The 22,836-nt window shown below is 66.3% G+C and carries 27 protein-coding genes; 12 read left to right on the forward strand and 15 right to left on the reverse strand.

All coding sequences use genetic code 11. From position 1 onward, the window contains the following. Positions 1–50 precede the first annotated feature (50 nt). The gene (ychF, locus tag AC1RQC_RS37845) at positions 51–1,142 is read left to right on the forward strand and encodes a redox-regulated ATPase YchF (protein WP_492375947.1); all 1,092 of its coding nucleotides are present in this window, start codon (positions 51–53) and stop codon (positions 1,140–1,142) included. Between the two features lie 100 nt (positions 1,143–1,242). On the opposite strand, the gene AC1RQC_RS37850 is transcribed toward ychF, so the two are convergent. After that, positions 1,243–1,539, reverse strand: coding sequence for an addiction module antidote protein (locus AC1RQC_RS37850; RefSeq protein WP_045238852.1), 297 nt, complete (start codon positions 1,537–1,539; stop codon positions 1,243–1,245). A 77-nt stretch (positions 1,540–1,616) separates the two neighbouring features. Further along, positions 1,617–1,841 (reverse strand): type II toxin-antitoxin system RelE/ParE family toxin, encoded by a 225-nt coding sequence (locus AC1RQC_RS37855; protein ID WP_492831580.1) that lies wholly within the window; start codon positions 1,839–1,841, stop codon positions 1,617–1,619. 95 nt (positions 1,842–1,936) lie between these two features. On the opposite strand from AC1RQC_RS37855, the gene AC1RQC_RS37860 reads away from it, so the two are divergent. Continuing rightward, positions 1,937–3,088 carry a hypothetical protein gene (locus tag AC1RQC_RS37860; protein WP_492886526.1) on the forward strand — a complete coding sequence of 384 codons (1,152 nt, stop codon included), beginning with the start codon at positions 1,937–1,939 and terminating at the stop codon, positions 3,086–3,088. 261 nt (positions 3,089–3,349) lie between these two features. Here the strand turns inward: AC1RQC_RS37860 and AC1RQC_RS37865 are convergent, their stop codons facing one another. Next, positions 3,350–3,640: a hypothetical protein gene (locus tag AC1RQC_RS37865; protein WP_492886527.1), complete on the reverse strand. Its 291-nt coding sequence runs from the start codon at positions 3,638–3,640 to the stop codon at positions 3,350–3,352. A gap of 474 nt (positions 3,641–4,114) precedes the next feature. Here AC1RQC_RS37865 and AC1RQC_RS37870 point away from each other — a divergent pair, with 474 nt between their 5' ends. Further along, on the forward strand, positions 4,115–4,363 hold the full coding sequence (locus AC1RQC_RS37870) for a type II toxin-antitoxin system Phd/YefM family antitoxin (RefSeq protein ID WP_492886529.1): 249 nt from the start codon (positions 4,115–4,117) through the stop codon (positions 4,361–4,363). A 147-nt stretch (positions 4,364–4,510) separates the two neighbouring features. Here the strand turns inward: AC1RQC_RS37870 and AC1RQC_RS37875 are convergent, their stop codons facing one another. From AC1RQC_RS37875 to AC1RQC_RS37890, 4 genes are all read right to left on the reverse strand, one after another. Next, complete coding sequence (locus AC1RQC_RS37875) at positions 4,511–4,858, reverse strand: YggL 50S ribosome-binding family protein (RefSeq protein ID WP_174427637.1); 348 nt, start codon at positions 4,856–4,858, stop codon at positions 4,511–4,513. Positions 4,859–4,930: 72 nt separating this feature from the next. Next, positions 4,931–5,431: a GDYXXLXY domain-containing protein gene (locus tag AC1RQC_RS37880; RefSeq protein ID WP_492886531.1), complete on the reverse strand. Its 501-nt coding sequence runs from the start codon at positions 5,429–5,431 to the stop codon at positions 4,931–4,933. Further along, positions 5,428–6,549: a DUF4401 domain-containing protein gene (locus tag AC1RQC_RS37885; protein WP_492886533.1), complete on the reverse strand. Its 1,122-nt coding sequence runs from the start codon at positions 6,547–6,549 to the stop codon at positions 5,428–5,430. The genes AC1RQC_RS37880 and AC1RQC_RS37885 overlap by 4 nt, the downstream gene beginning before the upstream one ends. After that, positions 6,546–7,601, reverse strand: coding sequence for a DUF2157 domain-containing protein (locus tag AC1RQC_RS37890; RefSeq protein ID WP_492886535.1), 1,056 nt, complete (start codon positions 7,599–7,601; stop codon positions 6,546–6,548). Before AC1RQC_RS37890 ends, AC1RQC_RS37885 begins: the two co-directional genes overlap by 4 nt. Positions 7,602–7,758: 157 nt before the next feature. Between AC1RQC_RS37890 and AC1RQC_RS37895 the strand changes: the two genes are divergently transcribed. Beyond that, positions 7,759–8,526, forward strand: a complete 768-nt coding sequence (locus tag AC1RQC_RS37895) for a 5'-methylthioadenosine/adenosylhomocysteine nucleosidase (protein ID WP_492886537.1) — start codon at positions 7,759–7,761, stop codon at positions 8,524–8,526. A gap of 55 nt (positions 8,527–8,581) precedes the next feature. Here the strand turns inward: AC1RQC_RS37895 and AC1RQC_RS37900 are convergent, their stop codons facing one another. Then, a complete protein-coding gene (locus AC1RQC_RS37900; protein ID WP_492886539.1) occupies positions 8,582–8,818 on the reverse strand; it encodes a hypothetical protein in 237 nt (78 codons plus the stop codon). A gap of 253 nt (positions 8,819–9,071) precedes the next feature. Between AC1RQC_RS37900 and hemA the strand changes: the two genes are divergently transcribed. The 6 genes from hemA (at position 9,072) to AC1RQC_RS37930 (ending at position 14,255) form a co-directional block, all read left to right on the forward strand. After that, positions 9,072–10,376 carry a glutamyl-tRNA reductase gene (gene hemA, locus AC1RQC_RS37905; protein WP_174427671.1) on the forward strand — a complete coding sequence of 435 codons (1,305 nt, stop codon included), beginning with the start codon at positions 9,072–9,074 and terminating at the stop codon, positions 10,374–10,376. Between the two features lie 134 nt (positions 10,377–10,510). Then, positions 10,511–11,593 (forward strand): peptide chain release factor 1, encoded by a 1,083-nt coding sequence (gene prfA / locus AC1RQC_RS37910; protein WP_492375873.1) that lies wholly within the window; start codon positions 10,511–10,513, stop codon positions 11,591–11,593. 224 nt (positions 11,594–11,817) lie between these two features. After that, positions 11,818–12,144: a hypothetical protein gene (locus AC1RQC_RS37915; protein ID WP_492886541.1), complete on the forward strand. Its 327-nt coding sequence runs from the start codon at positions 11,818–11,820 to the stop codon at positions 12,142–12,144. A gap of 123 nt (positions 12,145–12,267) precedes the next feature. Continuing rightward, complete coding sequence (gene prmC, locus AC1RQC_RS37920) at positions 12,268–13,185, forward strand: peptide chain release factor N(5)-glutamine methyltransferase (protein ID WP_492886543.1); 918 nt, start codon at positions 12,268–12,270, stop codon at positions 13,183–13,185. Between the two features lie 130 nt (positions 13,186–13,315). Beyond that, the gene (grxD, locus tag AC1RQC_RS37925) at positions 13,316–13,627 is read left to right on the forward strand and encodes a Grx4 family monothiol glutaredoxin (RefSeq protein ID WP_150985669.1); all 312 of its coding nucleotides are present in this window, start codon (positions 13,316–13,318) and stop codon (positions 13,625–13,627) included. A gap of 7 nt (positions 13,628–13,634) precedes the next feature. After that, entirely contained in the window at positions 13,635–14,255 is a 621-nt protein-coding gene (locus tag AC1RQC_RS37930; RefSeq protein WP_492375871.1) for a UbiX family flavin prenyltransferase, read from the forward strand. A 71-nt stretch (positions 14,256–14,326) separates the two neighbouring features. Here the strand turns inward: AC1RQC_RS37930 and AC1RQC_RS37935 are convergent, their stop codons facing one another. The 3 genes from AC1RQC_RS37935 to AC1RQC_RS37945 form a co-directional block, all read right to left on the reverse strand. Then, the gene (locus tag AC1RQC_RS37935) at positions 14,327–14,554 is read right to left on the reverse strand and encodes a hypothetical protein (protein WP_492375870.1); all 228 of its coding nucleotides are present in this window, start codon (positions 14,552–14,554) and stop codon (positions 14,327–14,329) included. Between the two features lie 144 nt (positions 14,555–14,698). Continuing rightward, entirely contained in the window at positions 14,699–16,219 is a 1,521-nt protein-coding gene (amaB, locus tag AC1RQC_RS37940) for an L-piperidine-6-carboxylate dehydrogenase (protein ID WP_492831575.1), read from the reverse strand. Further along, a complete protein-coding gene (locus tag AC1RQC_RS37945; RefSeq protein ID WP_492831592.1) occupies positions 16,216–17,340 on the reverse strand; it encodes a saccharopine dehydrogenase family protein in 1,125 nt (374 codons plus the stop codon). Before AC1RQC_RS37945 ends, amaB begins: the two co-directional genes overlap by 4 nt. Before the next feature lie 260 nt (positions 17,341–17,600). Here AC1RQC_RS37945 and AC1RQC_RS37950 point away from each other — a divergent pair, with 260 nt between their 5' ends. Both AC1RQC_RS37950 and dapB read left to right on the forward strand, forming a co-directional pair. Further along, the gene (locus tag AC1RQC_RS37950) at positions 17,601–18,050 is read left to right on the forward strand and encodes an Lrp/AsnC family transcriptional regulator (RefSeq protein ID WP_174427647.1); all 450 of its coding nucleotides are present in this window, start codon (positions 17,601–17,603) and stop codon (positions 18,048–18,050) included. Positions 18,051–18,150: 100 nt separating this feature from the next. Beyond that, a complete protein-coding gene (dapB, locus tag AC1RQC_RS37955; RefSeq protein WP_492886545.1) occupies positions 18,151–18,960 on the forward strand; it encodes a 4-hydroxy-tetrahydrodipicolinate reductase in 810 nt (269 codons plus the stop codon). Positions 18,961–19,000: 40 nt separating this feature from the next. Here dapB and AC1RQC_RS37960 read toward each other — a convergent pair whose 3' ends face one another. From AC1RQC_RS37960 to AC1RQC_RS37975, 4 genes are all read right to left on the reverse strand, one after another. Beyond that, positions 19,001–19,669 carry a hypothetical protein gene (locus AC1RQC_RS37960; RefSeq protein ID WP_492886547.1) on the reverse strand — a complete coding sequence of 223 codons (669 nt, stop codon included), beginning with the start codon at positions 19,667–19,669 and terminating at the stop codon, positions 19,001–19,003. A gap of 95 nt (positions 19,670–19,764) precedes the next feature. Next, a complete protein-coding gene (locus AC1RQC_RS37965) occupies positions 19,765–20,061 on the reverse strand; it encodes a hypothetical protein (RefSeq protein ID WP_492886549.1) in 297 nt (98 codons plus the stop codon). 129 nt (positions 20,062–20,190) lie between these two features. Continuing rightward, positions 20,191–21,663, reverse strand: a complete 1,473-nt coding sequence (locus tag AC1RQC_RS37970) for a chloride channel protein (protein ID WP_492831573.1) — start codon at positions 21,661–21,663, stop codon at positions 20,191–20,193. 129 nt (positions 21,664–21,792) lie between these two features. Beyond that, entirely contained in the window at positions 21,793–22,770 is a 978-nt protein-coding gene (locus AC1RQC_RS37975; RefSeq protein ID WP_416049801.1) for a Bug family tripartite tricarboxylate transporter substrate binding protein, read from the reverse strand. Positions 22,771–22,836: the final 66 nt, after the last annotated feature.

Consider the following 22,836-nt stretch of genomic DNA (forward strand, 5'->3'; position numbering starts at 1 on the left):
CCGGACGCACCCAGGGTGAACCGCAACCCATTGATTTTTAAAGGTTTACCATGAGCCTCAAATGCGGCATCGTCGGCCTGCCCAACGTCGGCAAGTCCACGCTGTTCAACGCCCTGACCAAGGCCGGCATCGCCGCCGAGAACTATCCGTTCTGCACCATCGAGCCCAATGTGGGCGTGGTGGAAGTGCCGGATACGAGGCTCGCCAAGCTGGCCGAGATCGTCAAGCCCGAGCGCATCCTGCCGGCCGTGGTCGAATTCGTCGACATCGCCGGCCTGGTGGCTGGCGCGTCCAAGGGTGAAGGCCTGGGCAACCAGTTCCTGGCCAACATCCGCGAAACCGACGCCATCACCCACGTGGTGCGCTGCTTCGAAGACGACAACGTGATCCACGTCGCCGGCCGGGTCGACCCGCTGTCCGACATCGAGGTGATCAACACCGAACTGGCGCTGGCCGACCTCTCCACCGTCGAAAAAGCCCACGCCCGCTACATCAAGCCCGCCCGCGCCGGCGACAAGGAAGCGCTGCGCCTGGTGGCCGTGCTGGAAAAAGCCCAGGCCGTGCTCAACGAGGCCAAGGCCGTGCGCACGCTCGACCTGTCCGACGAGGAATGGGCCGCCATCAAGCCGCTGTGCCTGATCACCGCCAAGCCCACCATGTACGTGGCCAACGTGCGTGAAGACGGCTTCGAGAACAACCCGCACCTGGACGCCGTGCGCGCCCACGCCGCCAAGACCAAGTCGCCGGTCGTGGCCGTCTGCGCCGCCATCGAAGCTGAAATCGCCGACCTCGACGACGAAGACAAGGCCGTGTTCCTGGCCGACCTCGGCATGGAAGAACCCGGCCTGGATCGCGTGATCCGCGCCGGCTTCACCCTGCTCGGCCTGCAGACCTACTTCACCGCCGGCGTGAAGGAAGTCCGCGCCTGGACCATCCACGTGGGCGACACCGCGCCGCAAGCGGCTGGCGTGATCCACACCGACTTCGAACGCGGCTTCATCCGCGCCCAGACCATCGCTTATGAGGATTTCATTGCCTACAAGGGTGAGCAAGGCGCGAAGGAAGCCGGCAAGATGCGCGCGGAAGGTAAGGAATATGTGGTGAAGGATGGCGACGTGATGAACTTCTTGTTCAACGTCTAAGCCGAGTATCGGACGTCGGCGAACTTCCTCCGACAACAAAAACCCCCGCCACCCCTTGAGGTGGCGGGGGTTTTTTATTTTTGGCCGTGGCGTCGGTTAGTTATGCGTGAGCGTCGGGCACTGTTGTGAGCTTCACGCCGAGCGCGTGCAGGAGTTTCATAATGGTGTCGAAGCGAGGCTTTGCGCCCGGAGCGAGTGCTTTGTAAAGGCTCTCACGGCCAAGTCCAGAGTCGGCAGCCACTCTGGTCATACCACGTGCCTTGGCAATGTCCGCAATAGCGGCAAGCAGCACTGCAGTGTCGTCCTCTTCCAAAGCAGCATTGAGGTACTCAGAGATCATTTCTTCGCTGTCGAGATAGTCCGAGGCATCGAAGCGTGCCACTTCGATCTTGTTCATGATGACTCCTTCTTGATCGTTTTCCACATTTCCTTAGCTCGCTTGATGTCGGCTTTCTGAGTCGACTTATCGCCGCCTTAAATAAGCAAGTAAGCCACAGCACCTTCGCGGCCGTAATAGATGCGGTAGCCAGGGCCGAAGTCGATCCTCATCTCCGACAGGCCATCCCCAATTGGCTCCGAATCGCCAAAGTTGCCTTGTTCGGCTCGCTTGAGGCGCACCAGGATCTTGGCCCTTGCCGTCAGATCCCTGAGGGTCGAGATCCAGGCGCTGAATTCAGCGGTGCGGTTAAGTGTGGTCATAACCCGCATCGTATCCGAATGGATACATCTGTCAAGGGCAACGTATGGCGCAGCGCAAAATCAGCGATGCAGGCGCCTGTATCCATCCAACCAGCATGAGCGAATACCAATACTACGAATTCGCGGCCATCGACCGGCCGCTCACCCGCGCCGAGATGGCGCAGCTGCGCGCCGTCTCCACGCGCGCCCAGATCAGCCCCGCGGGCTTCGTCAATCACTATGAGTGGGGCGATCTGAAGGCAGATCCGGCTGACTGGATGCGGCGATATTTCGACGTCTTCGTCTACACCGCCAACTGGTGCAGCAGCAGGCTGGCGCTACGCGTGCCGCTATCCACGTTTGGCAAAGCGGAACTGAAGCCTTTCGCCATCCGGCATGCCTCGACCATCGAGACACACGGAGAACACTGGATCATTGAGTGGTCACTCAACGAAGGCGAAGACTATGACCGCTACGGCATGCAAGACGGCAGCGGCTGGATGCGGCGCCTAGCCCCCCTGCGCGCCGAGCTGATGCGTGGCGACTTGCGCCCGCTTTACCTGGGCTGGCTGGCGGGATCCCATGACCTTTCGGACGACGCATTGGAGCCGGAGGTGCCCCCCGGCCTGGCGACACTGTCGCCGCCGCAGGAAGCGCTAGTCGAATTCCTGGAGATCGATCCCGACCTGCTGGCCGCCGCTGCGGCGGCGAGCCCCGACGTTCCGCCTGGCGATGCCGCGCAGGATGATCGCATCGATGCTTGGCTGCGCGAATTGCCACGCGAGGAAATGGCAGCGGTGCTGAAACTGCTAGCCCAAGGGCTGGTACTTCAAGCGGAACGCCAGGTCCGGTTGCGACATGCCGCCTGGCTGAAAGCGCAGCACGTTTCAACACCGCCTTCCACCGCGCGGCGCATCCTCGGACATCTGCGGGAACTCGCCGAAGCGGCCAGCATAGCGCGCCTGAAGCGCGAAGCAAAGGCACATGCCAGACAGGAGGCCGCACGCCGCCGAAAGCGCGAAACGCAACTAAGGCTGGTGATGAACGATGCAGACAAGCGCTGGGCAGCCATCGATGTGCAGGTACAGAGGGGCACGGCGTCGGCCTATGATGAGGCAACGAAGGCGCTGGCGGAGCTGGCGGACGGTTATGCGCTCACATCGAGCCGCGAAGCATTCGAGCGTGCGCTGCAGCAACTCCTGGCTTCCCACGCCAAGCGCGGCGCCCTGTTGCGCCGCTTGCGCGATGCAGGCTTGTGCGTGGCATGAGCACCCGTTAAGAACGAGCGGGACGGCGATTTCGCAGAGGGCCGGGAGGGTCGGCTCGATCGGGACCTGGCTTTGCCAGGTGCCGCAGGATGGGACCGCGACTTCCGTGCGAAGCGCGGCAAATAGGCGAAACGACTCGGCAGCGGGGTGAAAGTCCACTCTGATGCAAACAAACAGAAGCCCCGCGCGACAAAACGCCTGCGGGGCTTCTTATTTCACGAGACTGCTGACGCAGCCCGCTCGTACAAGCCCACCACAAGTTCATCCATCACGCGCGCCCTCCGAGTCCCGCAAGACCGCGAGTTCGCTCAACGCCAGCGCTTCGTTAGCGAGTGTCGCCGCCAGCGAGAGCAGGTGACCCTGTGTCTCGTCGGTCAAGTTCGCAAGGGTGCCACCGGCAGCGTTCTCGATAGCGACCGACAGCAGCGCATTGAGTTGGGCAGCCTTTTCGGCGGCTAGGCTAAGCGGGCTTTCGGATGCAGCGTGCGCGGTCACGAAGATATCGCGGCCAGTCTGTTCGGCGCTGATGTTGTACTGGGGGTGCTTACACATTGGGCACCCTCCGTTGGGATGCGCGCTGGCGCTGACAGATGAGAGGAGTTTTGGGAAATACAGATTGCCCGCAATGGGCAAGCGAAGACTGGGGCATGCAGATGCCTCCTACGTTGCGGTTTCAACTCCGCTCCCCGACGCCAATCGGGGTGGGCGGGCGCAAGGCAGGGTTGGCGTACCAGAACGTAGGAACCGGCGAGCCCGAAGGCTCCCCCGCCCAGGCCCGCCCATAGGGACGTGCGAAGGCGCGACGGATAAAACCGCCTGGCGGCGGTTATCCGCCTACGTTTTCGAGACGCCAATCCCGGTCGCTGTGGTTGCAGCGACTTAACTAGTATAGCGTCGGCAGCGATGCATTTGCGCATTCACGAGACATCGACTGCCGACTATACGAAGACGCGCAAGCAAAGCTTGGGGCTCTTCCCCGATAGACTTACGCCGGTCATTGCACCACTGAGAGGGCCCATACACGCCGTGGATTTCCTCGATGCTCGCGACAATCTCGATGCTGTCATCGACCAGAGCATGGGCGACGCAGACGCCGTCCTGATCGTCCGCCACGACGCACCCAATGCCGTCATCATGTTGCAGGCGCATTTCAACAGCCATATGGAAACGCTGCACCCGCCGTCTTCACTGGCTAGCGTTGCGCGCAGCTGGCCCGCTCAATCGGGCAATTGCAGCAGGACCGCGAGAGGGCTTGCCAAGCTGATTCGTAGATGAGGCGTTTAGGCGTTTCGGGAACAACGTCCCCGTCGTGCAAAAGCGACAGTCACGACAATTTACTCCGTTGTGTCGGTGGATTCAGCCTGCTCTTTCGCGAGCCGATATGGCCGCGGGGGAACTCCATCGCCTCGCCCTGCGTTATGACTAGCTCCAGCCGTGCCAGGCATCCCTGAGTGGCCTGACCTGGACATTCTCGTAGATGCTTGAAGCCTGCAGCCATTGTTCTACTGCTTGCCGTTGTTCAGGTGTGACCGACCCCCGCAACGCCCCTGAGATGATGAATCCAGCAAGCACGCCGTCATTGATACCGCCGCCCATCAGCAGCGCGTTGGCTTCGACCGCTTCGTCCAGAAAGCTGTCGATCAGATCATCTCGATCCAGAGCCAAGGCGTCACTCGCTAGTTCAGCCGAGAATTCGAAGCCCATCTCCTGGAACTCTCCCACGCGCAGCTTCTTGCGCTGCCGGCAGTTGTAGCGTTTCGCCCCTTTCATTCTTTCTCCGAGTATTCAAGGTTTTAGCCGTATGGCCCTGCTAAGCTGAGCCGCCACTCAGCGCCCCCCCTCTCACAGTGCCCCCAAATCCTCCCCCCGCAGCCCCACCAGCAGCGCTTGCCCATCCGGCCCCACGCGAAACTCGCCATAGCGCGCCTTCTCGAACCGCGCCCCCTGCCCTTCCTGGAAGAAGTACGCATCAGTGGACACCTGCGCCTGCGTGCCGCCCCAGCGGGCCGGCACGTTCTGGAAGCGCAGTAGTTGCTCGCCGCCGGCCAGTGCCTCGCCCGTGTACAGGCGCACGAAGGTGGCTTCGCCGCGTGCATCGCGGCGGATCACGGCAACTTGCTCGCGGGCGGGCTCGATGCCTTGCAGCTTGCCTGCCTGGCGGATGGACTCGGCGATGGCGAAGTTCAGCGCCATGTAGTCGCCTTGCATGAGCGAGCGCGGATCGACTGGCGCCAGGCGCAGGTAGACGGTGTCGCCATGCGCCAGCAGCCGTTCCTTGCCGGTGATGGCGAAGGCGGACAGGCCGAGCGTGAGCACCCATGCCAATAGTATCCAGCGTTTCATGCTTGTCTCCTTGCGCCATCGCGACGCAGCGCCATGCGCAGCAGCAGCACGGCGATGCCGGCGCCGGCGAGCGTGGCGGACTTGATCAGCAACGTCCAGTGCAGCGCGCTGTAGTACCAGATGAAACCGCTGCCGAGCGTGGCGACGGCCAGGCCCAGCCAGGGCAGCGAGCCGCGGCGCAGCGCCAGGCCGAGCGCAAGGGCGGCGGCGACGACCGCCGGCGCACCAGCGAGCAAGGCGCCAAACAGCACCGCGCCGACAAGCGCAGTGCCCCGCACCGCCGGGCTTAGCTGCAGCCGGCCTGCTTCGGCAAGGACAAACGCGGCTAGCACCGCGCCAAACAGCGCGCCGGCCATCCAGTAGTTGCCGGCTTGGCGCCCGGTATCAGCATCGAACAGCAATGCCTGAGGCTGGCTGAGGCCGGTCACCACCAAGGCCGCGCCCAGTGCGAACAGCAGCGTGGCATCCGCGGCCGGCTCGATCCAGTTGTGCAGCCCGGCGGCGCAGAGGCGCCGCTCCGCCAGCACGAAGCCGGTGAGCAGCGTCATGGCGAAGGGCGCGAGCCAGCCTAGCGAGAAGCTCATGGCTTGCCAGACGTGGCGCAGGCCGGGCGTCATGGCCAGGTGGAGCGCCAGGGCCACGCCGGTCCATACGCCCAGCGCGGCCAGGAAGCGATGGAGCCGGTTGCTGACGAGCACATAGAGCACGGCCTCCAGCAGCGCGAGCGCGCCCCAGAAGGCGGCCGATTCGAGCAGGCGGCCGCCGCCGTAGGCCTGGCTCGCGCCGTACACGAGCAGGCCCTGGCCGCTGAGGCTGATGGCCAGCGCGAATTGCTCGAGCGCGGTGGCGCCCGCGCGGCGCCGGTACAGCACCGCGGCCAGCGCGATCATGGCGGCGCCGCAGAGCGCCATTGCCGTGGCGTTGTCGCGCGCGGCCACAAAGACCGAGCCGAGCAGGAAGGCGAGGAAGAACACCGCACCAAGCCAGCCCGCAAGTCCCATCAGCAGCCTGACGGCCCATGGCGTGCGCCCTTGTGCGGCTTGCGGCTGCCCTTGCACCAAGCCGCGCGCGGCCAAGTCCTGCCACAACCTTCGTACTACGTGATGGTCGCTGGTCATGCCGGCTCTCCGTTGGGCGCGCCGCTTTGGGCTTGCCCGTGGTGTCGATAGGCGCGCAGCAGCCAGGCCGCCGCCGCGGCGGACAGGCCAATGGTCAGCAGCCCGAGGATCAGGAAGGCGCCGAACGCGTCCCGGCTGCCCTCCAGCAGTAGCCGGGCAACCCCGGTCACCAGCAGCACGATGACCGAGAAGCTGGCCAGGCTGAGCGCCACCACATCGAATGCCCGCAGCCGGAACCAGGCCAGCAGCCCGCCCAGCGTGAGCATGGCCACGCCGAACATGGCGGGGTCGAAGCGGTTGTGCAGGATGCTGGCGAGGCCGAGCCAGCCAGCGTAGGCGCACGCCAGCGTCGCAAGGATGCGCGCGCCGGCCAGCCCGCGAAAGCCGTAGGCCGGCGCCACTGCGCGCAGCGCGAACCACAGCACCAGTTGCACCAGCGTGGCCACCAGCAACGAGAGCGTGGTGGCGCGTTCGCCAGCCGCCCCAAACAGCAGGTCGAACATGCCGCCCACGCCAAGGCGCACGCTGAGATACCGCAGCAGCGCCACATTGGCCAGCACGATCACCACCCACCAGTGCGGCGCCGCGCGCGCGGCCAGCGCCCACGGGATCGCCAGCAGTGCCCACAGGGCGAACAGCTGCCACGCGTCAGCGCCGGTCTGGTACACCTGCCCGATCACGGCCAGCAGCACGCCGGCCACCACCTGGGCGCCGCAGAGCGCCGCCAGCCCCGCCATGTCGGCGGGCGGGCGCAGCCAGGCGAATCCCGCCAGCAGCGTCAGCGCGCCGGCCAGCAGGCCGAACTTGGCGAACTTGTGCAGGTCTTGCCAGTTGAAGGCGAAGAACACGATCACGCCGGCGCACAGCAGCGCGGCGCCCAGCATCAGCAACGTGCGATCGAGCCAGGTCCGCCACTGCGCCGCGTCGGGTTCGGTCCCTGGCCAGCCGGCGGCCACGCCGTCGGCGCCGAGCACGCCCTGCTCACGCCAGTCTGCCAGCGCCTGGCGCGCTGCCCGCCGGTCTTGAAAGCCCTGCGTTGTGGTTGCCTGCATCAATGCCCCATGTGATGGATACGCCAGCGCACTGTAGCAAAGGCGCCGCCATCTGCGCAGCTTTCCTTGCGTGAGCGGGAACATGCGACAGCGCTGCTTTGCCGCCCTGTCCCGGCCCGGTATGCTGTGCGTTTCTCCAACCCAGCCACGCCTCGCCATGACCCTTGGTATCCTCGCCGCCATCCACGATGAAGTCGACGGCCTGATCGCCGCCATGCGCCACGATGATGCCCGCGCCACCGTGCGGACGATCGGCATGCGCGACTATCACGTTGGCCATCTCTACGGCCAGCGCTGCGTGCTGGTGCTCGCGCGCATGGGCAAGGTAGCGGCGGCGGCCACCACGGTCACCCTGGTGCGCGAGTTCGGCGTGGATGAGATCGTCTTCACCGGCCTGGCCGGCGGCATCGGGGCCGAGACGCGGGTCGGGGACGTGGTGGTGGCGGACCGCACGCTGCAGCACGACCTGGACGCGCGGCCGTTTTTTTCCCGCCATGAGGTCCCGTTGCTGGATCGCGCTGAATTCCCCACCGACCCGGCGCTTACCGCCGCGCTGCGCGATGCGGTGGCAGGCTACCTGCGGGATGATCTGCCGACCTCCGTCCCGGCCGGCGTGCTGGCGCGCTTCGGGGTCAGCGCGCCCAGGCTGCATGAGGGGATGATCGCCAGCGGCGACCAGTTCATCGGCTCACCCGCCGCCGCGGCCGAGTTGCGCGAGCGCTTGCCCGGCGTGCTGGCGGTGGAAATGGAAGGCGCCGCGGTGGCGCAGGTTTGCCATGAGTATGGCGTGCGGCATGCGGTGATGCGCACGCTCTCGGATCGGGCCGACGATACCGCGCACGTGGATTTTGCGGCGTTCCTGACCGACGTGGCCAGCCATTATTCGAGCGGGGTTTTGAGACGGTTTCTGGAGCAGCGCGGGTAACCAGACTAAAGCGGCGTGAATTCGGGATTCGAGATTGGATGGCATTCATTCAATCTCACCGCCCTCTGGCCACGCCCCCGACGCCAACCAGCACGGCCGCGCCCAGGATGGCCGCGAACCAGCCTGCCATCTGCCCGTCGACAAACCAGTGCAGCCCACGGCCGCCGTAAAACGCGGCCAGCGCGCCCAGTACGCCGAACACCACCGCCGCAAACAGGCTGACCCGGCCCACGGGGTGCAGCCACCGCGCCGCCAGCCCAGCCAGCACCCCCACCACCAGCGTACCCAACATCACTTTCTCCCAAATTCCTGAATATGGCGCACTCCCCGGGGAGTCCCGTCAGCCGCCGCGCGTGGCCGCAACAATACGGTAAACCCGACCGCGCTCGGGCAAGATCCGCGCCGGGCGCTATAATGTAGCCCGGTTCGGCGGCGCTTTGCGCCGGAATCCGCGCTTGAATTCATGCCCGGATTGCACCTGACTCCCGCGCTGCAGCCTGCAAAGCCGCCGCCCGGAGCCCGGCCAGAGAGACATGCTCCCCACCATGCAACTGCTCGCGATCGGTATCAATCACACCACGGCGCCCGTCTCGCTGCGCGAGCGAGTGGCGTTTCCGCTTGAGCAGATCAAACCCGCCCTGGGCGCCTTGCGCACCCACCTGGCCGGCAAGAATGGCACCGAAGCCGCCATCCTTTCCACTTGCAACCGCACCGAGATTTATTGCGCCACCGATGTGCTGCTGTCGGGTTCGGAAGGCTTCGAGCACACGCTGCGCTGGCTGGCGCAGCACCATAACGTGCCGGCCGGCGAACTCGCTCCCCACCTGTACTCGTTGCCGCAGTCCGAAGCCGTGCGCCATGCCTTCCGCGTGGCCAGCGGGCTGGACTCGATGGTGCTGGGCGAAACCCAGATCCTGGGCCAGTTGAAGGATGCGGTGCGCACCGCCGGTGAAGCCGGCGCGCTGGGCACCTACCTGAACCAGTTGTTCCAGCGCACCTTCGCGGTGGCCAAGGAGGTCCGCGGCCAGACCGAGATCGGCGCGCATTCGGTATCCATGGCCGCTGCCGCGGTGCGCCTGGCCCAGCGGATTTTTGAAAGCGTCTCGACCCAGCGCGTGCTGTTCATCGGCGCGGGCGAGATGATCGAGCTGTGCGCCACGCACTTCGCGGCGCAAACGCCGCGCCAGATCGTGGTGGCCAACCGCACCGTGGAGCGTGGCGAGCGGCTGGCCGAGCAACTCGCCGGCCAGGGCCTGACCACCGAGGCCATCCGCCTGTCGGAGCTGGGCGCGCGCCTGCATGAGTTCGACATCGTGGTGTCGTGCACCGCCAGCTCCCTGCCCATCATCGGGCTGGGCGCGGTGGAACGCGCCGTCAAGCTGCGCCGCCACCGCCCCATCATGATGGTGGACCTGGCCGTGCCGCGCGACGTGGAGCCCGAAGTCGCGCGCCTGGACGACGTCTTCCTGTACACCGTGGACGACCTCGGCGCCATCGTGCGCGAGGGCAATGCCATGCGCCAGGCTGCCGTGGCCCAGGCGGAAGCCATCATCGAAAGCCGCGTGCAGAATTTCATGCACTGGCTGGAAACCCGCAGCGTAGTGCCGGTCATCCGCGAACTGCAGGTGCAGGGCGAGGCCATGCGCCAGGCCGAACTGGAGCGCGCGCGCCGCATGCTGGCGCGCGGCGACGACCCGCAAGCCGTGCTCGAAGCCCTGTCCGGCGCGCTCACCCGCAAATTCCTGCACGGCCCGACCCACGCCCTGAACCACACCCAGGGCGACGACCGCGAGACCTTGCTGCGCCTGGTGCCGGGCTTGTTCCGCCACAGCAGCCACTCCGAGCGCTAGCCGCGCTCGCCTCGACCGTGCGTGTCCTGCGCGCGGCCAGCTTTGCGTTGCCTGCGGCCATTGGCCATTGGCCCGCACGCATCCCAGCAGCAACATCCGTCTCCACCCGTTTCACCGCGCCTCTTCGGACCCCCATGAAAGCCAGCATGCTTGCCAAGCTCGACCAATTGTCCGAGCGACTCGACGAAGTCAACGCCCTGCTTGCGCGCGAAGATGCCACCGCCAAGATCGACCAGTACCGCAAGCTCACGCGCGAACACGCCGAACTGACGCCGGTGGCCGAGCAATATGCGCAGTACTGCCAGGCACAGGAGGACCTGTCCACCGCGCAAGCGCTGCTGGACGATCCCGAGATGAAGGAGTTCGCGGCCGATGAGATCACCGCGGCCCGCGAGCGGCTGGAAACGCTGGAAGGCAGCCTGCAGACATTGCTGCTGCCCAAGGACCCCAACGACGACCGCAACCTGCTGCTGGAAATCCGCGCGGGTGCCGGCGGCGAGGAAAGCGCGCTGTTCGCCGCCAATTTGCTGCGGATGTACACACGCTACGCCGAGCGCCAGCGCTGGCAGGTGGAGGTGATGAGCGAATCGGCGTCCGACCTGGGCGGCTACAAGGAAGTGATCATCCGGATCGCCGGGGATGCGGCCTTTTCCCGGCTGAAGTTCGAATCCGGCGGCCATCGCGTGCAGCGTGTGCCAGCCACCGAGGCCCAGGGGCGCATCCACACTTCGGCCTGTACGGTGGCAGTCATGCCCGAGGCCGACGAGGTGACCGAGGTGGAAATCAATCCGTCGGACCTGCGTGTGGATACCTTCCGCGCCTCCGGCGCCGGCGGCCAGCACGTGAACAAGACCGACTCGGCCGTGCGCCTGACCCACCTGCCCACCGGCATCGTGGTGGAGTGCCAGGACGACCGCAGCCAGCACCGCAACAAGGACAAGGCCATGAAGGTCCTGGCGGCCCGGCTGATGGACGCGAAGCTGCGCGCGGCCCAGGCGAAAGAAGCCAGCACCCGGCGCAACCTGATCGGCACCGGCGATAGAAGTGATCGTATCCGCACCTACAATTTCCCGCAGGGGCGCGTGACGGATCACCGTATCAACCTGACCCTCTACAAGATCGACATGATCATGGACGGCGACCTCGACGAGCTCCTGTCCGCCTTGTCCGCGGAACACCAGGCGGATCAACTGGCGGCGCTGGGCGAAGCGCATTAATCGCTCGGCAATAGCAGGTTATTGCGACGAATTACCGGTCATTAAGGCAGATTTTTGGATCGCGCTGCATAAATCGCGATTTCTTTACGAAAACCTTTGTATCTGTTGTAAATGCTTGCAACAGCACTGGCGCACCATTTTTCGCTGTCTATAATCGATTCCGACTGAGCCGCCATACAGAGGTCGGCGTGTCGCCACTCGAAAACGGACAAAAGGACGAAATCATGAAGAAATTGCTCGCGCTGTTGATGATCACCGCCGCCATGGCTGCCTGCAGCAAGAAGGAAGAAGCCCCCGCCACGCCGAGCGCCGACAGCGCCATGCAAAGCGCCGCTGAATCCGCCAAGGCCGCCGCCAGCGACGCCGCATCCGCCGCCAGCAATGCCGCCGATGCCGCCAAGTCCGCTGCCAGCAGCGCTGCCGCCGACGTTTCCGCTGCCGCCGAAAAGGCCAAGGTCGATGCCGGCAATGCCATGGAAAAGGCTAAGGACGCCGCCAAGGATGCTGTCAACGCCAGCGCGGACAAGGCCAAGGACGCCGTCAACAAGTAATTCGCACGCCACGGCGGCAAGACACTGGCGCATCGCGCCCAGGCACCGCCGCCCAGGCAAGCGCGTTACACTGCAAACCCCGTCAGGGCACCTCCCGGCGGGGTTTTGTTTTTTGCCCTATCCATGCCCAGCACCACGTCCACCGCCACCTCCCCCAGCCCCAATGCCACCACGCCGGTCTCGCTGCCTGAGACGGCCACGGTACGCGACGCCCTGGCCGTGGCGGCGGCAGCCGGCTTGCCAGCGCTGGAGGCGCGACTGCTGATCAGCCATGTCACCGGGCTCACCCGCACCCAGCTGATCACGCGCGACGACGAAACGCTTGCCCCGGCCCAGCGCGACAGCGTGGCCGCCTTGCTCGGGCGCCGCCTGGGCGGCGAGCCGGTGGCCTACTTGCTGGGGGAGCGGGAATTCTTCGGGCGCGCCTTCCGCGTGACCCCGGATGTGCTGATTCCGCGCCCGGACACCGAAATCGCCGTAGAAGCGGCCCTGAAGCTGCTGGCGCCGCTGGCTGCCCCCCGGGTGCTCGACATGGGCACCGGCTCCGGTGCGCTGGCCGTCACACTGGCCTGCGAACGGCCCGACGCCGAGGTCTGGGCGACCGATATCTCGCCCGGCGCGCTGCAGGTGGCGCAAGACAACGCGCGCGCCCTGGGCGCCGGCAATGTGCGCTTCCTGGCCTCCGACTGGTACGCCGCGCTGCCCGCTGGCCTGCGCTTCGACCTGATCGTGAGCAATCCGCCCTATATCGCCGCCGCGGACCCGCACCTGGGCCAGGGCGACCTGCGCTTCGAGCCGATCGATGCGCTGACCGATCATGGCGATGGCTTGTCGGACCTGGGGGCAATCGTGGCCGGGGCCGCCGCGCGCCTGCATGCGGGCGGCTGGCTGCTGATGGAGCACGGCTACGACCAGGGCCAGGCTGCCCGCGACCTGCTGGCCGCCGCCGGCATGGCCGAGATCTTTACCGCGCGCGACCTGGCAGGCCATGAACGATGCAGCGCAGCTCGCCTGTCGGCGCAGGCCGGGGCGGCCGCCTGAAGCCGGCAGCCGATTCCGGTAAAATCAAATACTTGATTGCATCAAGGCGCACGCATCACGCGCGCCTTTCCGATTTCCCGATAGCGGTGCTGGCCAGTGCCTGCACCGCGAGCAACTGAAAAGAGACATCATGAGTGACGTGCAGCAAAAGATCGACCAGATCGTCAAGGGCAGCCCGGTGGTCCTGTTCATGAAGGGCACCGCCCAGTTCCCGATGTGCGGCTTCTCCGGCCGTGCGATCCAGATCCTGAAGGCCTGCGGCGTCGACGCGCCGACCACGGTCAATGTGCTGGAAGACGACGGCATCCGCCAAGGCATCAAGACTTACGCCAACTGGCCGACCATTCCGCAGCTCTACGTGAACGGCGAGTTCGTCGGCGGCTCGGACATCATGATGGAGATGTACCAGAACGGCGAACTGCAATCGCTGCTCAAGGCCTGAGCGCGACATGACCGCAGCGGGTGCAGCGGCGGGTGCAGCGGGTGAGGGCAAGCCGCGGCGCATCGTCGTCGCGATCACCGGCGCCACCGGCGCGGTCTATGGGGTCCGTCTGGTACAGATACTGGGCGCCGCGCCTGGCGTGGAGGCCCATCTGCTGATCTCCGCGGCGGGCGTGATGAACCTGCAGCACGAACTCGACATCAGCAAGGCCGAGGTGGAGGGCTTTGCCCAGGTGGTCCACAACGTGCGCGATATTGGCGCCACCATTGCCAGCGGCTCGTTTGCCGCCCATGCGATGGTGGTGGCGCCCTGCTCCATGCGCACGCTCGCGGCCGTGGCGCATGGCCTGTCCGACAATCTCATCACCCGCGCCGCGGATGTCACGCTCAAGGAGCGCCGCAAGCTGGTGCTGATGGTGCGCGAAACGCCGTTGAACCTCGCGCACCTGCGCAACATGACCGCCGTCACCGAGATGGGCGGCATCATCTTTCCCCCGGTACCCGGCTTCTACCAGAAGCCGCAGAGCGTGGCGGAACTGGTCGACCATACGGTTGGCCGCGTGCTGGACCTGATCGACGTGCCGCAGACGCTGGCGCCGAGCTGGGCCGGGCTCAACGGGCAGGCCTGACAGCCCGACAAACGCGTTTAACCTCGTTCTACCCCTGCTAGCCCGTACTATCCCGTGCTACCGCTCTCGCTTCAATGCCAGTAGCGATAGCGGCGGCCGCCGTAGTAGCCGCCGCGATAGCCATAGTAGCCACCGTAAAACCCAGGGGCCACCACCACCGGCGGCGCAGCGTAGACCGGCGCCGGCGCCACTGCGACCTCGCCACCCCCATAGCCATAGCCGGGATAAGCCGGGTAGACCGCACAACCGCCAAGCATGGCGGCGCCAACCATCGCGAGTCCCATCATCAACGTTTTCATCTCATCGTCCTTGTGGCTTGTTTAGCCTTGGTCTAGCCATAAGAACGTTATACGGGGCGGTTTAGTAATACAGGGTCAACCTGCTGTAACCCTTGTTACGAATCGCAACGTTTGGGTGAACGTAAAGGACTCGGACCTCAGGCCTCAGACATCAAACCGCACCCCCTGCGCCAACGGCAGCGCATCACCATAGTTCACGGTATTGGTAGCGCGCCGCATATACCCCTTCCAGGCGTCCGAGCCGGATTCACGCCCGCCGCCAGTCGCCTTCTCACCACCGAACGCACCGCCAATCTCCGCCCCGCTGGTGCCGATATTCACATTGGCAATGCCGCAATCGCTGCCGCTTGCCGACATGAAGCGCTCCGCCTCGCGCAGCGACTCGGTGAAGATGCAAGACGACAAACCATGCTCCGACGCATTGTTCAGCGCGATGGCTTCGTCCAGCGTGGTGTACGGCATCACGTAGAGAATCGGCGCGAAGGTTTCGCTCAGCATCATCTCGTGCTGGCGATCGGTCAGCACCAGCGCGGGCCGCACGTACTCGGCATTGGGGTACTTTTCGGCCAGTACGCGCTCGCCGCCGTGCACGGTATTGCCATGCTCGCGGCAGCGCAGCAGCGCGGCGGCCATGGCGGCGCCCGCGGCGCCATCGATCAGCGGACCGACCAGCGTTGTCTCGGCCAGCGGATCGCCCACCGGCAGGCGGCCGAACACCTGGATCAGGCGCGTGGTAACGGCCTCCAGCACGTCGACATGCACGAAGGCGCGGCGCAGCGACGTGCAGCGCTGCCCGGCCGTGCCCGCCGCCGAGAAGGTCATGGCGCGCACAGCGAGTTCGAGATCGGCCGAGGGCGCGATGATCGCGGCATTGTTGCCACCAAGTTCCAGGATGGCGCGCTTGAACCGCTCGGCGCAAGCGATGCCCACGGCGCGGCCCATGCGGGTGGAGCCGGTGGCGCTCACCAGCCGCACAGCGGCGTGTTCCACCAGATGCTGGCCTAGCGCCGGGCCACCCGAGAGCACGGTGGCGATGCCAACGTGCTGTGGCGCGGCAATCTCCAGCACGCCGTCAAGCAAGCTCTGCATGGCCAGCGCGGTGAGGGGCGTTTTTTCCGACGGTTTCCAGATCACGCCATTGCCGCACACCAGCGCCAGCGCCGCGTTCCAGGCCCAGACCGCCACGGGAAAGTTAAAGGCCGAGATCACGCCGCACAGGCCATAGGGATGCCAGGTCTCGCGCATCGCATGCCGTGGCCGCTCCGAGGCGATGGTAAGGCCATGCAACTGGCGCGACAGGCCGACGGCGAAGTCGCAGATGTCGATCATCTCCTGCACCTCGCCGAGCCCTTCCTGCAGGATCTTGCCGGCCTCCAGCGAAACCAGTTCACCAAGATGCTTCTTGTGTTCGCGCAGCACTTCGCCAAAGCGCCGCACCACCTCACCGCGCACTGGCGCGGGCACCAGCGCCCAGCTGGCTTGCGCCACGCGAGCGCGTTCGATGCGCGCATCGGCCTCGGCGTGGCTGCAGGCGGGCAGGTGCCCGAATGCCTCGCCGTCGATCGGCGAGTGCACCGGCAAGGCGCCGGTGGGGCCTTCGCCGTCGCGCCACGGCGGCGTCAGCCCGATGGCCTGCCAACAGGCCGCGAATTCCTTTGCTTTCATACCGTTGCCTCTTGAAGCGGATGACGGGTGTAGTGTCGGCCAAAACGGTTGGCCAGGAAAACGTCCAGCGGCATCGCCTCTTGCGCAACGAAGCCGGCCTGTGGCAACTCGCCATTGGCAACGAGGTCCAGCGCGGTGCAGATGCCGGCCGCCGTGGTGAGCTGGATCGCATTGACGTGGCCGGCAGCCGTTTGCGCGCCGCCAATGCGCACCGAGAACGACGCCTGTGTCAGCGGCCCGCGCCCGCCTTTGCCACCGCTGGCGGCATAGCCAGTGGCGTTGGCGAACACGATCACCACGTCCTGCTGCGTGGCGGGGATCGCGCTCTCGAAGATCTCGCGCATCCAGTCGCGGCGCTCGCGCAGGCGCAGGTCGTTGAGCAGCAGCTTCATCACCGCGCAGTGGCCCGGATAGCGGATCGACTTGTAGTCCACGTCGCGCGCCCGGCCCGCCAGCGTCTCGGGCAAGGTCCCAAGCCCTCCTGAAGTATTAAAGGCTTCGTACTCGATGCCGTCCAGCGCAAAGCTCTCCAGCCCTTCCAGCGCCGGCACTTCCACGCGGCGGCCATCGACGATGGCCTCGCACGGGTTGCAGTATTCGTTGATCAGGCCTTCGGTGCTCCAGGTCAGGTTGTACTTGAGCGCATTGCTCGGGTAGCGCGGCAGCGCGCCAACGCGCATCTTCAGGTCGAGCAGTTCGCCACCGCCGCGCAGGAAGCGCTGGGCGAGGTCATTGCCGACCACGCCGATAAAGCCGGGCGCCAGCCCGCATTGCGGCATCAGCACGGAGCGCGCACCCTCGGCCAGGCGGCGAATGGCGTGGGTGGCGGCAACGTCTTCGGTCAGGTCGAAGTAATGCACGCCAAGGCTGGCCGCTACCGTGGCCACGCCAACCGCGGCGTGGAATGGCAGTGCGTTGAGCACGGCCTGCGCGCCGCCGAGCAGCCGGGCGCAATCCTCGGTCTGGTCCGGGTCGCCGATGCGCACGGCGATGCCCTCCGGCACGCCCTCGAGATGGGTGGGCTCGCGGTCAACCAGGGTCACGCGGTAGTCGCCACTGTCATGCAGCATGATGGCGATGGTGCGGCCGATCTTGCCCGCGCCCAGCACGACCACGCGCATCGGCGTCTGCCTGGTTTGGGTGTTCTGTCCAGTTTGGTCCAGATGGCCGGTTGGCGTAATGCAGGTCATGATGTCCCTCATGGAAGTGATTCAGCGGAGCAAGCCCATAGCTGAAGTATGGTTGCGGGCACAGGCAGAATGAAGGAACAAGATTGACGAAAAGGCCTCACAATCGAACGATTCGGCAAGATCAACGGTCGAATCGACGAACCACGTGCTTTTGACCTGCCCGCCGCCCCTAGCCCGCCACTAGCCCGCCCATGACCGAACTCGACCAGACCGACCGCCACCTGCTCTCCCTGCTGCAGGCCAACGCGCGCGAGAATGCCGCCAATCTCGCGCGCAAGCTCGGCATTGCCCGCACCACCGTGGTGGCACGCATTGCGCGGCTGGAGCGCGATGGCGTGATCGCCGGCTACGGCGTGCGGCTGGGCAAGGAAATGGAAGACAACGCTATCCTGGCGTTCTGCGGCATGTCGGTGATGCCCAAGAGCGCGCCCGCGGTGGTGCGGGCGCTGCAGCGCTTTCCCGAAATCGAGGAGCTGAACTCGGTTAGCGGCCCGGTGGACTACATGGCGGTGATCCGCTGCGACACCCATGCCCGGCTGGACAAGCTGCTGGACGAAATCGGCGCGCTGGATGGTGTCAATCACACCACCACCTCGATCGTGCTGGCGCGCAAGATCGACCGGCGCCGCGCCGCGGGCTGAGCCAGCGCCGCGCGCGCGAAAGGCTTATGCTGCACAACCTGGCAGCCAGCCCGGCGCGGTTTGGCACCCCGGAAACCATCCAGATCAGGAGAGCAAGACGATGAGCAATCGCATTCGAGTCGCCGTAGGCGGCGTGACCGGCTGGGCCGGCGGCGAACTGGCGCGCGGCGTGGCGCACGCGCACGACATGACGCTGGTGGCCGGGCTGTCGCGCGGCGCGGCCGGCCAGGCCCTGGCGGCGCTGACCGCGCACAAGGGCACGCCGGGCGTGGCAGTGGCCAGCATCGACGAGCTGGCGCAAGGTGCCTTCGACGTTTATGTGGAATACACCAAGCCGGACATTGCCAAGCGCAACATCCTGCAGGCGCTGGCCAAGGGCGCGCACGTGGTGGTGGGCGCCTCCGGGCTATCCGACGAGGACTATGCCGAGATCGATGCCGCCGCGCGCCAGGCCGGGCGCGGCGTACTGGCCTGCGGCAACTTTGCCATCACCGTGGTGCTGCTGCAGAAGTTCGCCGAGATGGCCGCGCGCCACCTGGAGCACTGGGAAATCATCGACTACGCCAAGGCCGGCAAGATCGACGTGCCCTCTGGCACCGTGCGCGAGCTGGCATATCGGCTGGGACAGGTCCGTGAGGCCAGGCAGGTGGTGCCCATCGACCAGGTCAAGGGCCCGAAGGAAGCGCGTGGCGCGACGATGTCCGGCAGCCAGGTGCACGCCGTGCGCCTGCCGGGCTATCAGTTGGGCGTGGAGGTGATCTTCGGCGCCGACGGGCAGCGCCTGCACCTGAAGCATGAGTCCGGCGACGGCTCCAAGCCCTATGTCTCGGGCGCCCTGCTGGCGATCCGCAAGGTGCATACCTTGACCGGGCTGGTGCGCGGGCTGGACAAGGTGATGGAAGGACTTTGAGGGCCTTTGCGGCGCGCGGAGCGCCGCAAAGCCACAAACGCTACCAGCTGCCTTCCTTGCCCTTCTTCTCCGCGCCCTTGCCGCCGGCGGCCGCTTGCGGGGCGGACGCCGCCTTGGGGTTGAGCTGTTGCGCCATCGCGTTGTCCTGGTTGGCCATCAGCATGCGGGCCTGGGGCAGCAGCAGTTCGATGGTGCCGGTATTGGGATCCTCCGGAATGGCGTAGAGCTCCACGGTCAGCGGCTTTTTCATCCAGCCGGCGTGCACACTGGTGATGGGCTGGCCGGCCTTGTCCTTCATCTTCACCTGCTCGGAACGAAAGGGCTTGCCGTAGCGCGCGGTCAGGCTGTCCACCACGGCTTTCTCGGAGCGCACGCCGTCGGTCGGCACGATGACGCCGACCAGGGCGCTGCGGTCGACAAAGGCCACCACGTGGGGACCATCCATGAAGGCAGGTCGCTTGTCGCGCGGCACGCCAACCTGGCGCATCACGCCGTCGCCGCGCACTTCAACGCACAGGGCGGTCACGTCGCGGCCGTCAGGGGTGCGCTTGTCAGCGCAATCGGGCAGCGTGGGCAGCGGGCTGCCGATCTCCAGGCTATCCATCATCGGCGCCAGTTTGTCGGCGGCACCATCGTTGGAGGCAGCACCGGCCCAAGGCGAAATCAGCAGCAGGCTGGCAACAGCCAGCCCGGCGAGGGGGTATTTCATCCAGACTCCTGAGATAAGCTCCGGGTTGGAGCGCCCCCTACGCGCGTGGTTCCTGCCACCCGCCACAAGATGGCATGCAGGCACACTGCCGGGGGTTAATGCGTCATATTCATCACCGCGCTGGTCATCACCGCCAGCACCATCAGCAGCAAGCCCCACAGCAGCAGGCGCGGCACCCGGCTGGGCGGCAACTGCCGCCGCAGCGAGCGTGCCGATGACGGTAGCGGCGCGCGCTGGCGGGTATGGCCATGCAGGCCACGCGTGTGCCACACAGTGTCCGGCCCGAGGTCGCGTAAAGCCGTGCCTTCCTTGCCCTGCGGCTTGCGTGGGCTTTGCGACTGCGGCTGCGGGCGCGGTGCGCCGTTACTGCCCGGCGGTCGTTTTGTGGCCATCTGTGCTCCCCGGTTCGTCGTGCCGGCGCGGATCCTCATGTGCCGCCGGTACACAGCGCCGGGTACATGGCCCGGGCGCCGCTCATGGTAAGACAAAGCGGCAACGAGCACCATGGCCATGGCCTGCGCTTATGCGGCGGGAGCCACTTTCCGCGTGGCTGCAAGCGCCTCGCGCCGGAAAGCATGGCCCACTTGGTGATAGAACGGGTGCGGGCAGAACTGGCGTGCCAGGAACGAAGCCAGCAGCGACGAGGCCAGCAGGAACAAGGTGAGGTCCTGCGAGCGCGTCATCTCCATCACGATCACGCTGGCGGTGATGGGAGCCTGGGTGGCGGCGGCCAGGAAGGCGGCCATCGACACCAGCGCCAGCACGCGTGGCTCGGCCATGCCACCGAAGAGGTGGCCGACCCAGTCCGCCACATTGGCGCCGATGCCGGCACCGATGGCCAGCGACGGCGTAAAGATGCCACCGGGAATGCCGGCAAAATACGAGACCACGGTCGCCGCCAGCTTGGCCAGGCCGAACCACAGCGTGGCGTGCGGCTCGCCATTGATCAGGCCGGCAGCCTGCCCGTAGCCGGTGCCGAAGGTGGCGCCCCCTGTGGACCAGCCGATCGCCGCGGCCGCCAGGCCGCACAGGAACGCCACCTGCACGGGATGCTGCAATGGCCAGGCGCGCAGCCGTGCCGGCATCAGCGCGGGCACGCCGCCGGTCAGCAGCTTGGCAAACAGGCCGCCCAGCGCGCCGTTGACCAGGGCGCACAGCAGTACCGGCCCCCAGGCATCGTGCAGCGCGAGGATCGGCGTCTTGACGCTGAAATAGGGATTGTTGCCAAGCACCGCCAGCGAGAGAAAGCCGGCGGTCAGCACCCCTGACAGCACCAGCCGGTCCCAGCGCACGGCGGTGCCGCGGCCAAGCTCCTCAATGGCGAACACCACGCCCGCCAGTGGTGTATTGAAGGCGGCGGCAAGGCCCCCGGCAGCGCCGGCGGCGATCAGCGCGTTAGGATGAAAGCCGATGCGAAAGCGCAGCTTCTCGTGGCACCAGCGCCCCCAGGCGAGCATGGCCGCGGCGCCAACCTGCACCGATGGCCCTTCGCGGCCGATGGAGGCGCCCGCCAGCAGCCCGCCGGTGGTCAGCAGCACTTTCCACATGGACTGGCGGAACGACACCAGCAAGCTCTGCGCCGGCCCCGCCGGGGGCAGGCCGAACGCGGCGATCACCTGCGGGATGCCGCTGCCGCGCGCCTGCGGCGCCAGGCCGATGGTGAGCCAGCGCAGCGCGGCCAGCCCGAACGGCAGCAGCACAAAGGCCAGCCAGGGCGTGGCCGCTGTCAGGTGCGCGTTCCAGCGCAGTGCCACCTCGGCAATCCAGGCGAAGATCAGGGAGAACAGCGCCACGCAGCCGGCGCCGCACATGAAGACGGCGTAGCGTAGCGTGGTGCGGGAGATACGCCACATCTGGCGCGACTTGCGGCCCGCTGCCATGCGGGCGCGGCGGCGCAGCGCGCGCAGCCGGTTGTGGTCGGAGGCCCGCCCGGAAACGTCTTCAGGACCGGACGGCTCGGGATCTTGGCTGCGATTGGGTGTGACGTCGTTCATGGAGCGGCAGGCGTGGGCGAAGAAACGCCGTGACGAGCCCGAGGGCCGGATTCATCACGGCGTGATGGAACTATACGCCGATCGCCGCCGGGCATGCCGCGCACAAAGTGCGCGCCAGAGGCCCCTGGCTCAGTCCAGGCTGATGTTGTTGGCGCGAATGACCTTGCCCCAATGCTCGCGATCCGCCTCTACGTAGCGGTCGATCTCGGCCTGGGTGCGCGGCGGCTGAATCACCAGTCCCAGTGCGCTGAAGGTCGCCCGGAAATGCGGATCCTTGAGGACCTGCGCGGCTGCGGCCTGCAGCTTTTCCACGACGTCCGGCGGTGTCTGCGCCGGTACGGCGAGCCCGAACCAGGTTGCGGCCTGGAAGTTGGGATAGCCGCTCTCGGCCACGGTCGGCACGTTGGGCAGCACTTCCAGCCGGGTGCGGCCGGTTACCGCCAGCGCGCGCAGCTTGCCGCCCTTGATGTGGGGCAGCGAGGTGCTGACCACATCCACCATCAGTTGCACATCGTTGGCGAGCAGCGCCGAGAGCGCCGGCGCGCTGCCGTTGTACGGCACATGGGTGACCGAGATCCCGAGTTCGGTCTTGAGCATTTCGGTAGCAAGCTGCAGCGCGTTGCCCAGGCCGACCGAGGCGTAGTTGAGCTTGCCGCCGCTGGCCTTGGCGTAGGCAGCGAACTCGCGGATATTGGTGGCCGGCACCTGGCTGTTGGTCACCACCACCAGCGGCGCCTCGGCGCCAACGGTGAAGATCCGGAAGTCGCGCGGCGGATCGTAGGCGATCTTCTTGTAGAGCATGGGATTGAGCACCATGCTGCCATTGGTGGCAAGCACCATGGTGTAGCCATCGGCGGGTGCGCGCGCCACGCTTTGCGTGCCGATCATGGTGGCGGCGCCGGGGCGGTTCTCCACCACCACCGTCTGCTTGAGCACGCGGCTCATGCCATCGGCCAGCCCGCGCCCGAACTGGTCGGTGGAGCCGCCCGGCGTGTAGGGCACCACCAGCTTGATGGGGCGGTCGGGATAGGCGGCAGCGGCCAGTTGCGAACAGGCGAAGACGGCGGCGCCGGCCCAGGCGCGCCATCCGGTTTTCCAGCTATGCATTGTGTAGTCTCCTTGGCGTTTTTTGACGTCTGGTGTTCGGTACTCGGTACTCGGTACTTGGCATTC

The sequence above is a fragment of the Cupriavidus sp. GW822-FHT03E04 genome (assembly GCF_058801495.1).

Excerpts from the sequence above, each read along its gene's own strand:
- ychF (WP_492375947.1), top strand. The coding sequence starts at position 51 with ATGAGCCTCAAATGCGGCATCGTCGGCCTGCCCAACGTCGGCAAGTCC.
- AC1RQC_RS37850 (WP_045238852.1), bottom strand. The coding sequence starts at position 1,539 with ATGAACAAGATCGAAGTGGCACGCTTCGATGCCTCGGACTATCTCGAC.
- AC1RQC_RS37855 (WP_492831580.1), bottom strand. The coding sequence starts at position 1,841 with ATGACCACACTTAACCGCACCGCTGAATTCAGCGCCTGGATCTCGACC.
- AC1RQC_RS37860 (WP_492886526.1), top strand. The coding sequence starts at position 1,937 with ATGAGCGAATACCAATACTACGAATTCGCGGCCATCGACCGGCCGCTC.
- AC1RQC_RS37865 (WP_492886527.1), bottom strand. The coding sequence starts at position 3,640 with ATGTGTAAGCACCCCCAGTACAACATCAGCGCCGAACAGACTGGCCGC.
- AC1RQC_RS37875 (WP_174427637.1), bottom strand. The coding sequence starts at position 4,858 with ATGAAAGGGGCGAAACGCTACAACTGCCGGCAGCGCAAGAAGCTGCGC.
- AC1RQC_RS37880 (WP_492886531.1), bottom strand. The coding sequence starts at position 5,431 with ATGAAACGCTGGATACTATTGGCATGGGTGCTCACGCTCGGCCTGTCC.
- AC1RQC_RS37885 (WP_492886533.1), bottom strand. The coding sequence starts at position 6,549 with ATGACCAGCGACCATCACGTAGTACGAAGGTTGTGGCAGGACTTGGCC.
- AC1RQC_RS37890 (WP_492886535.1), bottom strand. The coding sequence starts at position 7,601 with ATGCAGGCAACCACAACGCAGGGCTTTCAAGACCGGCGGGCAGCGCGC.
- AC1RQC_RS37895 (WP_492886537.1), top strand. The coding sequence starts at position 7,759 with ATGACCCTTGGTATCCTCGCCGCCATCCACGATGAAGTCGACGGCCTG.
- AC1RQC_RS37900 (WP_492886539.1), bottom strand. The coding sequence starts at position 8,818 with ATGTTGGGTACGCTGGTGGTGGGGGTGCTGGCTGGGCTGGCGGCGCGG.
- hemA (WP_174427671.1), top strand. The coding sequence starts at position 9,072 with ATGCAACTGCTCGCGATCGGTATCAATCACACCACGGCGCCCGTCTCG.
- prfA (WP_492375873.1), top strand. The coding sequence starts at position 10,511 with ATGAAAGCCAGCATGCTTGCCAAGCTCGACCAATTGTCCGAGCGACTC.
- AC1RQC_RS37915 (WP_492886541.1), top strand. The coding sequence starts at position 11,818 with ATGAAGAAATTGCTCGCGCTGTTGATGATCACCGCCGCCATGGCTGCC.
- prmC (WP_492886543.1), top strand. The coding sequence starts at position 12,268 with ATGCCCAGCACCACGTCCACCGCCACCTCCCCCAGCCCCAATGCCACC.
- grxD (WP_150985669.1), top strand. The coding sequence starts at position 13,316 with ATGAGTGACGTGCAGCAAAAGATCGACCAGATCGTCAAGGGCAGCCCG.
- AC1RQC_RS37930 (WP_492375871.1), top strand. The coding sequence starts at position 13,635 with ATGACCGCAGCGGGTGCAGCGGCGGGTGCAGCGGGTGAGGGCAAGCCG.
- AC1RQC_RS37935 (WP_492375870.1), bottom strand. The coding sequence starts at position 14,554 with ATGAAAACGTTGATGATGGGACTCGCGATGGTTGGCGCCGCCATGCTT.
- amaB (WP_492831575.1), bottom strand. The coding sequence starts at position 16,219 with ATGAAAGCAAAGGAATTCGCGGCCTGTTGGCAGGCCATCGGGCTGACG.
- AC1RQC_RS37945 (WP_492831592.1), bottom strand. The coding sequence starts at position 17,340 with ATGCGCGTGGTCGTGCTGGGCGCGGGCAAGATCGGCCGCACCATCGCC.
- AC1RQC_RS37950 (WP_174427647.1), top strand. The coding sequence starts at position 17,601 with ATGACCGAACTCGACCAGACCGACCGCCACCTGCTCTCCCTGCTGCAG.
- dapB (WP_492886545.1), top strand. The coding sequence starts at position 18,151 with ATGAGCAATCGCATTCGAGTCGCCGTAGGCGGCGTGACCGGCTGGGCC.
- AC1RQC_RS37960 (WP_492886547.1), bottom strand. The coding sequence starts at position 19,669 with ATGAAATACCCCCTCGCCGGGCTGGCTGTTGCCAGCCTGCTGCTGATT.
- AC1RQC_RS37965 (WP_492886549.1), bottom strand. The coding sequence starts at position 20,061 with ATGGCCACAAAACGACCGCCGGGCAGTAACGGCGCACCGCGCCCGCAG.
- AC1RQC_RS37970 (WP_492831573.1), bottom strand. The coding sequence starts at position 21,663 with ATGAACGACGTCACACCCAATCGCAGCCAAGATCCCGAGCCGTCCGGT.
- AC1RQC_RS37975 (WP_416049801.1), bottom strand. The coding sequence starts at position 22,770 with ATGCATAGCTGGAAAACCGGATGGCGCGCCTGGGCCGGCGCCGCCGTC.